This is a genomic window from Siccirubricoccus phaeus, assembly GCF_008360935.1.
Taxonomy (GTDB): domain Bacteria; phylum Pseudomonadota; class Alphaproteobacteria; order Acetobacterales; family Acetobacteraceae; genus Siccirubricoccus; species Siccirubricoccus phaeus.
Window position 1 is genome coordinate 96,139 of the sequence record NZ_SRXO01000015.1, and the last position, 11,330, is coordinate 107,468.

Annotated in this window: 9 protein-coding genes and 1 tRNA gene; 5 read left to right on the forward strand and 5 right to left on the reverse strand. The window is 69.8% G+C overall.

Annotated elements, in window-relative coordinates; genetic code table 11:
* The first annotated feature begins 236 nt into the window (after positions 1-236).
* The 4 genes from E5N76_RS19945 (at position 237) to E5N76_RS19960 (ending at position 4,874) form a co-directional block, all read left to right on the forward strand.
* Entirely contained in the window at positions 237-1,847 is a 1,611-nt protein-coding gene (locus tag E5N76_RS19945; protein ID WP_149539077.1) for an ABC transporter substrate-binding protein, read from the forward strand.
* A 198-nt stretch (positions 1,848-2,045) separates the two neighbouring features.
* Positions 2,046-3,215, forward strand: coding sequence for an acyl-CoA dehydrogenase family protein (locus E5N76_RS19950; protein WP_149539078.1), 1,170 nt, complete (start codon positions 2,046-2,048; stop codon positions 3,213-3,215).
* Positions 3,216-3,219: 4 nt separating this feature from the next.
* Entirely contained in the window at positions 3,220-3,573 is a 354-nt protein-coding gene (locus tag E5N76_RS19955) for a hypothetical protein (protein ID WP_149539079.1), read from the forward strand.
* A gap of 170 nt (positions 3,574-3,743) precedes the next feature.
* Positions 3,744-4,874 (forward strand): CaiB/BaiF CoA transferase family protein, encoded by a 1,131-nt coding sequence (locus tag E5N76_RS19960; RefSeq protein WP_149539080.1) that lies wholly within the window; start codon positions 3,744-3,746, stop codon positions 4,872-4,874.
* A gap of 351 nt (positions 4,875-5,225) precedes the next feature.
* Here E5N76_RS19960 and E5N76_RS19965 read toward each other — a convergent pair whose 3' ends face one another.
* Together E5N76_RS19965 and E5N76_RS19970 are read right to left on the reverse strand one after the other, a co-directional pair.
* A complete protein-coding gene (locus E5N76_RS19965) occupies positions 5,226-6,488 on the reverse strand; it encodes a GGDEF domain-containing protein (RefSeq protein WP_149539081.1) in 1,263 nt (420 codons plus the stop codon).
* Positions 6,489-7,262: 774 nt separating this feature from the next.
* Positions 7,263-8,147: an N-formylglutamate amidohydrolase gene (locus E5N76_RS19970; RefSeq protein WP_149539082.1), complete on the reverse strand. Its 885-nt coding sequence runs from the start codon at positions 8,145-8,147 to the stop codon at positions 7,263-7,265.
* Between the two features lie 114 nt (positions 8,148-8,261).
* Here E5N76_RS19970 and E5N76_RS19975 point away from each other — a divergent pair.
* Positions 8,262-8,336 (forward strand) — tRNA-Val (locus E5N76_RS19975).
* Between the two features lie 349 nt (positions 8,337-8,685).
* On the opposite strand, the gene E5N76_RS19980 is transcribed toward E5N76_RS19975, so the two are convergent.
* The 3 genes from E5N76_RS19980 to E5N76_RS19990 all read right to left on the reverse strand — a co-directional run bounded on the left by E5N76_RS19980 (position 8,686) and on the right by E5N76_RS19990 (position 11,323).
* The gene (locus E5N76_RS19980; protein ID WP_149539083.1) at positions 8,686-9,834 is read right to left on the reverse strand and encodes a thiolase C-terminal domain-containing protein; all 1,149 of its coding nucleotides are present in this window, start codon (positions 9,832-9,834) and stop codon (positions 8,686-8,688) included.
* Positions 9,834-10,250: a Zn-ribbon domain-containing OB-fold protein gene (locus tag E5N76_RS19985; protein WP_149539084.1), complete on the reverse strand. Its 417-nt coding sequence runs from the start codon at positions 10,248-10,250 to the stop codon at positions 9,834-9,836. The genes E5N76_RS19980 and E5N76_RS19985 overlap by 1 nt, the downstream gene beginning before the upstream one ends.
* Before the next feature lie 197 nt (positions 10,251-10,447).
* On the reverse strand, positions 10,448-11,323 hold the full coding sequence (locus E5N76_RS19990; RefSeq protein WP_207792036.1) for an MBL fold metallo-hydrolase: 876 nt from the start codon (positions 11,321-11,323) through the stop codon (positions 10,448-10,450).
* Positions 11,324-11,330: the final 7 nt, after the last annotated feature.

Here is an 11,330-nt window from a genome sequence, read left to right on the forward strand (position 1 = left end):
TTTCATTCTATGCCCCAGAAGCCTAGCCCTGCCGCAGTGTAGCAGCGGCCCCCTCCCCCTGCCAGCATGTGCCCGGCCTGCGCCCGGATGGGCAGCCTGCCCAAGGCTCCGGCATTCCCCTGCCTGCGGTCCTGGCATTCCGCCCCCCGTCCTGCTGCCAGGGCGGGGCAACGCAAGCCGGATGCCAGCGGGCCGCGGCGCTGCTACATGGGCAGGGACGCCAGCCGGAGACCCCCATGCGCCACGCCGCCGCCCTTGCCGCCAGCCTGCTGCTCGGCCCCCTGCTCGCCCCCGCGCCGGCCCAGGCCCAAGGCACCACGGCCAGCGGCACGGCCAATGGCGGCGCCGGCCTTGCCATCGGCATCGGCGGCGCCGTCACCTCGCTGGACCCGCATTTCTACAACGCCTCCCCCAACAACAGCCTGGCCATGCATCTCTTCGACCGGCTGGTGGAACGGGACGCCAAGGCGCAGCCCTATCCCGGCCTTGCCGAAAGCTGGCGGGTGATCGACGGCACGGCGTGGGAGTTCAGGCTGCGCCAGGGCGTCGCCTGGCATGATGGCCAGCCCTTCACCGCGGAGGATGTCGCCTTCACCATCCGCCGCGCGCCGGACGTGCCGGGCAGCCCGGGTGGGTTCGGCGGCTTCGTCCGCGCGATCCAGAAGGTGGAGGTGGTGGATGCCCACACCATCCGCCTGCACACCGCCGCGCCGCATCCGCTGCTGCCGACGGAGCTCGCCTCGGTGGCGGTGATCTCCCGCCATGCCGGCCAGGGCGCGCTGCCGGAGGATTACAACAGCGGCAAGGCGGCGATCGGCACCGGCCCCTACCGCTTCGCCGCCTACCGCCCCGGCGACCGCACCGAGCTGCTGCGCAATGACGGCTATTTCCGCGGCGCCGAGCCCTGGGCCCGGGTCTCCTACCGCTTCATCGCCAATGACGCGGCGCGCACGGCCGCGATGCTCGCCGGCGATGTCGATGTGATCGACCAGGTGCCGTCCTCGGACATGGCGAAGCTGCGGCGGGAGCCGCGCCTGCAGCTCTCGGAAATCCAGGGGTTGCGGCTGATCTATGTGACGCCCGACCGCTCCCGCCGCGGCCAGGTGCCCTTCATCACCGACAATGAGGGCAAGCCGCTGGCGGCGAACCCCTTCGACGACGTCCGGGTGCGCCGGGCGCTCTCCATCGCCATCAACCGCCAGGCCCTGGCGGAGCGGGTGATGGAGGGCACCGCCCTGCCGACCGGGCAATGGCTGCCGGAAGGCACCTTCGGCTACAATCCGGAGGTGCGGCCGCCCGCCTACGATCCCGAGGGCGCGAAGAAGCTGCTGGCCGAGGCGGGCTACCCGAACGGCTTCCGCATGGTCTTCCACACGCCGAACGACCGCTACCCGAACGATGCCCGCGCCGCCCAGGCAGTGGCGCAGATGTGGACCCGCATCGGCATCCGCACCGAGGTGGAGGCGGCGCCCTGGGCCAGCTTCTCCGTCCGCTCCTCCCGCCAGGAATACGGCATAAGGCTGGGCGGCTGGGGCAGCGTGACGGGCGAGGCGAGCTATGCGCTGGTCAACATCCTCGGCACCTTCGACCGGGAGAAGCGCACCGGCGCCAGCAATGTCGGCCGCTACTCCAACCCCGATCTGGATGCGCTGACGGCCCGCGCCGCGGCGACGCTGGACGATGCGCAGCGGGCGGCGCTGCTGCGCCAGGCGGTGAAGCTGGCGACGGATGACGTGGCCATCATCCCGCTCTTCCAGCTCGTGAACAGCTGGGCGGTGCGGCGCGGGCTGCGGCATGAGCCGCGGATGGATGAGCGGACGCTGGCGACGGGGGTGCGGCCGGAATAGCGCGAGGGCTTGCGGGGTCCGGCGAAGCTCCCCCCGGCGGCGCGCGGATCCGGGATCTCGCCCGATCCGCCGCCGCCGGATGCGCCGCCGGCCGACAGGGGTGCCCATCCGGCGGGGCCGGCGCGGCCGGGCAGGCCGCTCCGCCCGCTTGCCAGCCCGGCGCCCTGGCCGTAATCGGAGGGGCCGGAGGAACTCCCCATGGACCAGCCGCTGATCGCCGCCGACCCGCATGCCGAAATCCGCGAGGAAGTGGCCAAGCTCTGCGCCCGCTTCCCCGGGGAATACTGGCGCAAGGTGGACCGCGAACGGGCCTACCCGACCGAATTCGTCCAGGCCCTGACCGAGGCCGGCTATCTCGGCGCCCTGATCCCCGAGGAATATGGCGGCGCCGGCCTGCCGCTCTCGGCCGCCGCCGCGATCCTCGAGGAGATCCATCGTTCCGGCGGCAATGCCGGCGCCTGCCACGCCCAGATGTACATCATGGGCACCATCCTCCGGCACGGCTCGCCGGAGCAGAAGGCGAAATACCTGCCGAAGATCGCCAGCGGCGAGCTGCGCCTGCAGGCCTTCGGCGTGACCGAGCCGACCAGCGGCACCGACACCACCGCGCTGCGCACCGTGGCGAAGCGCGAGGGCGAGAATTACATCGTCAACGGCCAGAAGATCTGGACCAGCCGGGCCGAGCATTCCGACCTGATGCTGCTGCTGGCCCGCACCACCCCGCGCGACCAGGTGGCGAAGAAGACCGAAGGGCTCTCCACCTTCATCGTGGACATGAAGGCGGCTTTGGGCCACGGCCTGACCATCCGCCCCATCCGCACCATGATGAACCACAACACCACCGAGGTCTTCTTCGACAACATGGTGGTGCCGGCTGCGAACCTCGTCGGGCAGGAGGGCCGCGGCTTCCGCTACATCCTGGACGGGATGAATGCGGAGCGGCTGCTGATCTCCTCCGAGAGCATCGGCGACGCCAAGTGGTTCATCCGGAAGGCGGTGGACTACAGCAATGAACGCGTGCTGTTCGGCCGGCCGATCGGGCAGAACCAGGGCGTGCAATTCCCCATCGCCCGCGCCTATGCGCAGATGCGCGCCGCGGAGGCGCTGCTGAAGACGGGCCTCGAGAAATTCGAGGCCGGCCTGCCCTGCGGCGAGGAAGCCAACATGTCGAAGATGCTCGCCGCCGAGGCCGCCTGGGCCGCGGCCGAGGCCTGCATCCAGACCCATGGCGGCTTCGGCTTCGCCGAGGAATACGATGTGGAGCGGAAATACCGCGAGGCGCGGCTCTATCAGGTGGCGCCCATCAGCACCAATCTGGTGCTGAGCTATATCGGCGAACACGTCCTCGGCATGCCGCGGAGCTACTGAGCCGATGCGCCTGCCTGCCCGCCTGATCCTCGCCGCCATCCTCGTCTCCCCGCCGCTGCTGGGGCTGCCGGCCGGGGCGCAGACGTCGGAGGCGCCGAATCGCGGCCTGCGCGTGCCGGAGCAGGCGGAGCCCGCCAATCGCGGCATCCGCCTGCCGGACCAGGCGGAGCCGCCGGCCCAGGCGGCCCCGGTCGCCACCCGGGCCGCCGCCACCCGGGCCAGCGCCGCCGGCGGCCCGGCGGCCATGACCGAGGCCGCGGCCGGCTGCCTGCTGCGCCATGGCGCCAAGGCGGCGGGGAATACCGAGGCCTGGCGGGATATCAGGCGGATCTGCACCCTCTATCCGGGGATCGAGTAGCGCGGGGATGGGGGGGCCGCCATCCTGTGGACTGCTTCACCGCCCGCCCGGCTTCTCGACACCGGCCATTCCGAGGAAGATGTCGCGTCGCAGCCGATCGATGAGCTGATCCGGCAGATGCGCGCCTGGCTCGCGGCCCATCGGCCAGCGCCCCAACGGAGGATTTCGCCATGACCGGCAGCCAACCCCTGAAAGGCCTTCTCGTCGTCTCGATGGAGCAGGCTGTCGCCGCACCCTATTGCGCCTCCCGCCTCGCCGATGCCGGCGCCCGCGTCATCAAGATCGAGCGGCCAGAGGGGGATTTCGCCCGTGCCTATGACGCGGTGGCCAAGGGCCAGTCCAGCTATTTCGTCTGGCTGAACCGCGGCAAGGAAAGCCTCTGCCTCGACATCAAGAACCCGGAGGACAAGGCCCTCCTCGCCCGCCTCATCGCCCGCGCGGATGTCTTCATCCAGAACCTCGCCCCCGGCGCCATGGGCCGCGCCGGCTTCGGCAGCGCCGCGCTGCGGGAGCAGCATCCCCGCCTCATCACCCTGGACATCTCCGGCTATGGCGATGAGGGCGATTATGCCGCGATGAAGGCCTATGACCTGCTGGTGCAGGCTGAAACCGGCCTGGCCTATGTGACGGGCCGCGCCGAGGGGCCGGGGCGGGTCGGCGTTTCCTGCTGCGACATCGCCTGCGGCATGTACAGCTACCAGGCCGTGCTGGAAGCGCTGATCGAGCGCGGCATCACCGGCCGCGGCAAGGGCCTCGCCGTCTCGCTCTTCGACGGGATGGCTGACTGGATGACGGTGCCGCTGCTGCAATACGAAGGCACCGGCAAGAACCCGCCGCGTATCGGCCTGGCGCATCCCTCCATCTGCCCCTATGGCGCCTTCGAGACGAAGGACGGCTACCCCGTCCTCATCGCCATCCAGAACGAGCGGGAATGGGCCAGCTTCTGCGCGCATTTCCTGGACGAGCCCGACCTGCCGCAGCGGGAGGGCTTCCGGGTGAACAATGAACGCGTGGCGAACCGGCCGATGGTGGACGCGCATATCGCGCGGATGTTCGCCAGCCTGAACCGCGAGGAATGCGCGGCCAAGCTGCGCCGGGCCAATACCGCCTATGGCTTCGTCAATGATTGCGAGGGGTTGCGTACCCATCCGGCGTTGCGCCGGGTGACGGTGGAGACGGAGAAGGGCCCGATCGCCATCGGCGCGCCGCCGGCCAGGCTCTCGGACGGGCCGCGGCGCCTGGGGCCGGTGCCGGCCCTCGGGCAGCATTCCGCCGCCATCCGGGCGGAATTCGGCGGGTGAAGGATGGGGGGCTTTGCCCGTTGGGCGCAGCGCGTCCAACCCCCGCCGGGCGGTCGACCACCTTGCGAATCCCGGTCTGAACGCCAGCCTCGGCGGTCGAGCCTAGAGCGGGATCGGTTGAGCTGCGCTCACCCGCCCCGCTCTAGTTCGTTGTTCGGTCGCGTGATTCACGGTTTCGGTCGATTCGACCTCAACCGATCACGCTCTAGCGCCTCAGGGCGAGATCCAGGGGAGCGTTGCCGGCACTGCCGGCAACCCCGCCCGGCAGGGGTGCGGCGGGCAGCGCCCGCTGCCCGGGTCGGCGGCGCTGCCGCCAACGGGCAACGCCCCCAACGCGCGAAGCTCCCATCCTCACCCCGCCGCCGACGCCACCTCCGCCGCGCAGAGGATCTGGTTCCGCCCCCGCGCCTTGGCGGCATAGAGCGCCGCATCCGCGTGGTTCAGCAGCGCCTGGAAATCCCCCGCATCATCCGGGAAGGTGGCGAGGCCGATGCTGACCGTCACCACCTGCTCCAGCCCCTCATACACCCCCGCCGCCACCGCGCTACGGATGCGCTCGGCCAGCATCAGCGCCCCCTGCTGCGACTCCCCGCACAGCAGCGCGAATTCCTCCCCGCCATAGCGGAAGACCTCATCGCCCGCGCGGCGGGAGCGGTCGATGACCCCGGCCACCGCCTGGATCACCCGGTCGCCCTTCGGATGGCCGTGCTGGTCGTTGATCGCCTTGAAATGGTCGATATCGACCATCATCAGGCTGACCGGCCGGCCCAGGGACCGCGCGGCCTGCAGCATGGCGAGGCCCGTCCCTTCGAATTGCCGGCGGTCCCGCACGCCGGTCAGCGCGTCCTTGCCGAATTCCGCCGCCAGCGCCTCGTAGCGCTGGCGGTAGGTCAGGCGGTGGAAGACATCGGCCACGCCGGAGGGCGGCTCGCGCGGCTCGCTGCGCTCGCAGAAGCGGAGATAGAGGCCGAGCGCCAGGCCGAAGAAGGCGGAGGCGCCCATCTTGGCGATCCAGCCGCCCCAGAGCGCCGACATCGGCACGCCGGAGACCAGGTGCAGCCCGAGGAAGAAGAAGAGCTGGTCGAAGCTCAGCACCAGCGCCAAGCTGAGGCAGATCCGCCCGAGCAGCGTCCGCGTCACCCAGACGCCGAGCCTTTCGTAGAGGATCACCAGGGCGATCAGGTCGATGTAGAGCAGGAAGGTGCCCCACAGCATCAGCAGCCCCATCTGGTCGACGAAGCGCAGATCCGGGTTGTAGCCCGGCAGGGCCACGGGGTCGCTGTAGAAGCGGAGGATCAGCGCCAGGGCAACCATCAGCACATTGCCGCAGAGCAGGCCGTAGACCGGCTGGCGCATGCTCTCCGCATCCTCCTTGATGTAGAGCAGGAGGAAGAAGGCCAGCTTGCCGGTGAACATCACCGTGGAGCCGGGGGAGATCAGCCCGAAGGGCAGCTCGATGAAGAAGACCGCGGCGAGGTAGGTCTCGAGGAAATGCATCGCGCCGAGGATGCAGTAGAAGACGCCGATGCCGACGAGATGGCGGATGCGGAAGACCGCCGCCATGGCGACCAGATAGACAACCGCCTGCCCCAGCAGGGCCAGAGAACCATACATACCGCCCGCACGCCCCCGGTCGATCGCCCCCGGGCCGGCCGCCTTGCCGGTCGGGGTAATTCGCCGTCCGAAAGCCTGGCCGCGGCGGTGCCCGGCCGTCAGGGCCAGGGTGCCGCGCCATCGCTCCGGACGCTTGTCCTTCCCTCTGCGCCGCGCCGCACGCCGCGCGCCGGCGGCCGGCGGCCGGCGGCGGCGCATTCACGCCGCGGCGGCCGGGGCCGGGTCCGTGGCGGAAAAGCCGGGCGGACGCGGCTTTCATATCAGGATCGTTCCCGCGGGGCCAAAGGGCAGGGATGTTTTCCAGGCGGGAGGTTGCTCTTTTCTTTCTGCGGCTCTTTCGGCACCCGCGGCAGGCGCCCTGCCGGGCGGCGCTACCCTCTCGGGGCCTGCGCCTGGGGCTGTGGGACCCGCCACGCCGCCATGCCCGGGTTGCGACAGAGGAAGGCGGCGCCTGACCGCCAACGGCACGGCCCCGCTGCGCTACGGGCCGGCGCCAACGGGGCGGCATTTCCGGCCTGCAGCTTTCCGTAGCATCTTGTGAATTTCGGATAAGCCTTTGAATTCAATCGGCAAAATCCGGAAATCTGCCATCCGCGGTGCGAGGCTATGCTGCGGTGCAAAAAACCCCTTGCCGGCCCAGGGCGGGGCCCCTAGATTGTGCAGCGCAGCAACACGGCCTTGCCGGGTTGTCTGCCTTTCTTGGACGTTTCCTCCCTAAACTCGGCGGTGCCGCAAGGCACCGCCTTCTTTTTTTGCCCCGATGCCCCCGAAGGCTCAGCGCAGGATCGTCCAGTCGGCCTCGGCCAATTGGCGAATCAGCCTGGTGAGATCGGACACCAGCCGCGCCATGCCGGGCAGCCGCTCGATCCGCAGCTCATCCATATAGAGCGGCCGCGCCACCTCGATCTGCAGCGCATGCACCCGTTCGCGCGGCCGGCCGTAATGCCGGGTGACATAGCCGCCGGCATAGGGGTCGTTGCGGCGGACCCGGTAGCCCATCTGCAGCAGCGCCTCCTCCGCCAGCCTGGTAGCGCGCGGGGCGCAGGCCGTGCCATGCGCGTCGCCCAGCACGAAATCGGGCGGGCTGGCGGCCTGGGCCGGGTGGGTCGGCATGGAATGGCAGTCGATCAGCAGGCAGTAGCCGAATTCCGCGCGGGTCTCGGCGATCAGCGCCGCCAGCGCCGCGTGATAGGGCTGCCAGTAGCGGCGGATGCGGTCCTCCGCCTCGGCGAAGGTCAGCTTGTGGCGATAGACCGGCTCCCCCGTCGCCACCACCCGGGCGATGGTGCCGAGCCCGGCGCCGACCCGGGGGCTCGCAGTGTTCACCCAGGCCGGCAGCGGCCCGTCGAACATATTGGGGTCCAGCTCCCAGGGCTCGCGGTTCACGTCGCAGAAGACACGGGGAAAGGTGGCGGCCAGCAGCGGCGCGCCGGAGTCCGGGGCGGCGGCGAAGAGCTCATCGACGAAGCCGTCCTCGCTTTTCCGCAGCGCCACCGGGTCCAGCCTGGCGGCGGCGACGAATTCCGGCGGGTAGAGCCGGCCGGAATGCGGCGAGGCGAAGACCAGCGGCACGGTCTGCCGCGCCGGCCTGGTCAGCAGATAGGGTGGCGGGTCGGCGACCGCGGCCAGGGTGGGGGCAAAGTCGGGGGGCAGGTCCATAGGCCATGCGATGAAGCCACAGCTCCGAGCCGCTGTCATCCATGGTGACGCACGGTGGCGGCTCCGGGCTTGCTCCCGTCGCCGTCCCAGGCTACACAGCCGGCCCCGGGCGATGGGCGCATAGCTCAGCGGGAGAGCACCACCTTGACACGGTGGGGGTCACAGGTTCAATCCCTGTTGCGCCCACCATCGCCCCCGGTTCCCCTTGTTTTTCAGCGCGTTGGATGGCTTCGGCGGCCGGTTGCATAGCGGCGGTCGGCATTCGGTTGTGCGGCTGCTGCGGCGGGTGGCGGCGCCGTCTGCGGATTGCGGCGGCTGTCGTGGATGGGCAGCGGCGGGCGCCGGGCTGCCGAGGGCGCAGCGTGCGGCCGGCGCAGCCCTGAAGCCCGCACCGCTGTCTGGCGGCCAGCGCCCCGACCAAGCCTGCGCTGCGCGTTGTCCTGCCGCGGCTTTGCCGCGGCAGGCTGTGCGAAGCGCCGATCACTCGGCGCCTCCCGGGCCCCCACGACGGCGCGCAGCGACGTCGTGGGGGAATGGGTCAGGGCCGCTCGTTGGAGAAGACGACGGTGCCGGAGGCGCTGAACATGCCGCCGACGCCATGGCAGACGCTGATCTTCGCCCCCGGCACCTGCGCGGGCGCGGTGCCGCGCATCTGCCGCACGCTCTCCTGCAAGGCGAACATGCCGTACATGCCGGTATGGGTGTAGGACAGCCCGCCGCCATTGGTGTTGAGCGGCAGCTTGCCGCCCGGGCGGGTATGGCCCTCGCGGATGAAGTCCTTTGCCTCGCCGCGCCTGACGAAGCCGAGGTCCTCCAGCCCGTACATCGGCAGGTGGGCGAAGGCGTCGTAGATCATCAGGTGATCCACATCCTTGCGGTCGATGCCCGCGGCTTCAATGGCAGTCGGGCCTGCCACCCGGAAGGCGGAGGACGACGTGAAATCCTTCATCTGCGAGACCATGGTGGTCTCCACCGATTCGCCGGTGCCGAGGATGTAGACGGGCTTGGTCGGGAAATCCTTCGCCCGGTCGCTCTTCGTCAGGATCAGCGCGCCGCCGCCATCCGTCACCAGGCAGCATTGCAGGATGCGGAAGGGGTAGGCGATCATCCGGCTGTTCAGCACGTCATCGACCGTGATGGGGTCGCGGAACATGGCGCGCGGATTCTTCCCCGCCCATTCGCGGGTGACGACGGAGACCATCGCCAGGTCCTCATGCGTCACGCCATAGGTCTTCATGTAGCGCAGCACGGGGATGGGGAAGAGCGTCGGCGGGCCGAAGGGGCCGAAGGGCGCCTCGAATTGCCCGTTCAGGCTTTCCGGCTCCGGCGGCCGCGGCGTGGCGTTGATGCGCGACTTGCCACTTTCCCCATGGGTGATGAGGATGGTGTTGGCATAGCCGGCATGGATGGCCGCCGCCGCGTGGCGGACATGCAGCATGAAGGAACAGCCGCCGACGCCGGTGCCATCCACCCATTTCGGCGTGATGCCGAGGTAATGCGCGATCTGCTGCGGCATCATCGGGCCGACGCAGGCGACGCCGTCGATATCGGCGGGCTTGAGGCCGGTCTCCGCCATGGCGTTCAGCGCCGCATCGGCATGCAGCATGATCTGGGACATCTCTGGCACCGCGCCGATCCGGGTGGATTCGGCGGCGCCGACGATGGCGATCTCTCCGCGGCTGAGCATCACTTGCCCTCCTTCACGGGGCGGAAGAAGGGCAGGCTGATCTCCTCATCCATCGCCTCGAACACCACTTCCAAGGGCATGTCGAGCACCAGCGCTTCCGGCGTCTGCTCGCATTCCACGATATTGGTCATCAGGCGCGGACCTTCCTCCAGCTCCACCACCGCGATGGCGTAGGGCGGGGTGAAGCCCGGCACGGGCCGGTGGTGGATGACGTAGCTGTGCAGCGTGGCGCGGCCGGAGGCCTGGAAGATCTCCACATTGCGCGTGCCGGTATAGGGGCTGAACGGGCGCGGCGGGAAATAGGCCTTGCCCGTATCGCCGCAGCGCTGGAGGAGCAGCTTGCCCTCCTTCGCGCCGTCCCAGAAATGCTTGGTCTCCGGCGTGGGTTTCGGCTTGGGCCGGCCTGGCGCGATCATCCGCGTTCTCCTCCTCGGGTCTCGGGACCGCGGAGACTGTCACGGATGAGCGCGCGGGCCAATCGGCCGTTGCGCCGGATGTCGTCGCTGGCGCTGCCCGTTGCCCTGCCGCGGCTTTGCCGCGGCAGGCTGTGCGAAGCATCGACCGAACGGGGATCGGGGTCCCCGCGACGCCGCGAAGCGGTGTCGTGGGGAAATCACATGGCGGGATACCAGCCGTCATGGATCAGGGTGTAGCCGCCCGGGCGCTTCGCCAGGTGCAGCAGGCCGGGGAAATGCATATGCATGCCCGCCACCGCCAGCCCATCCGTCGCCACCATGTCGAAAATGCGGGCGCGGGTCGCCACGGCCTGCACCGGATCCACATCGAAGGCCATGGTGACCTCGGGGTGCTGGATCTGGATTTCCGGCAGATGGATGATGTCGCCCCAGATGAAAAGCTGCTGGTTGCCGGAGGCGATGACATAGCCCGTATGCCCCGGCGTATGGCCCGGCAGCGGCATGGCGGTGACGCCGGGAAAGACCTCGCCGCCGGTGAAGGTGCGGGTGCGGCCGGCATAGGGCGCCACCTGGTCGCGCGAGGCCTGGAAATTCCGCTGCCGCCCCACCTCATCCGCCTTGGCCATCTGCACGTCGTCGTGCCAATGCGCCAGCTCCTGCGCATGCATCACCAGCTCGGCATTCGGGAAGAGACGCTTGCCGTCCTTGCTGAGGCCGTTGGAGTGGTCCGGGTGCATATGCGTCAGCAGCACCGTGTCGATCTCTTCCGGCGCCACGCCGGCGGCGGCGAGGTTGGCGAAGAGCTTGCCGCCGGTGGGCGACATCGCCGTGCCACATCCCGTGTCCACCAGCGCCGCGCGGTCCCCGCTGCGGATGAGGAAGGTGTTCACCGCGGTGCGCCGCGGCACCGGCCGATGCGCCTCCTGCAGGATGCGCACCGCCTCCTCCGGCGCGATGTTCTGGATGACGGCCATGGAACCGTCGAGGAAGCCGTCGCTGACGCTGGTGACGGTGATGTCGCCGACCTTGCGGTGATGGATCGCCGGCACCTGGGTTTCGGGATGCTTGGCCACGGAGCTA

What these genes read in the sequence shown, in the direction of transcription:
- E5N76_RS19950 (WP_149539078.1), top strand. Translation starts at nt 2,046, where the DNA reads ATGGACCAGCCGCTGATCGCCGCCGACCCGCATGCCGAAATCCGCGAG.
- E5N76_RS19945 (WP_149539077.1), top strand. Translation starts at nt 237, where the DNA reads ATGCGCCACGCCGCCGCCCTTGCCGCCAGCCTGCTGCTCGGCCCCCTG.
- E5N76_RS19980 (WP_149539083.1), bottom strand. Translation starts at nt 9,834, where the DNA reads ATGCTCAGCCGCGGAGAGATCGCCATCGTCGGCGCCGCCGAATCCACC.
- E5N76_RS19960 (WP_149539080.1), top strand. Translation starts at nt 3,744, where the DNA reads ATGACCGGCAGCCAACCCCTGAAAGGCCTTCTCGTCGTCTCGATGGAG.
- E5N76_RS19970 (WP_149539082.1), bottom strand. Translation starts at nt 8,147, where the DNA reads ATGGACCTGCCCCCCGACTTTGCCCCCACCCTGGCCGCGGTCGCCGAC.
- E5N76_RS19965 (WP_149539081.1), bottom strand. Translation starts at nt 6,488, where the DNA reads ATGTATGGTTCTCTGGCCCTGCTGGGGCAGGCGGTTGTCTATCTGGTC.
- E5N76_RS19985 (WP_149539084.1), bottom strand. Translation starts at nt 10,250, where the DNA reads ATGATCGCGCCAGGCCGGCCCAAGCCGAAACCCACGCCGGAGACCAAG.
- E5N76_RS19955 (WP_149539079.1), top strand. Translation starts at nt 3,220, where the DNA reads ATGCGCCTGCCTGCCCGCCTGATCCTCGCCGCCATCCTCGTCTCCCCG.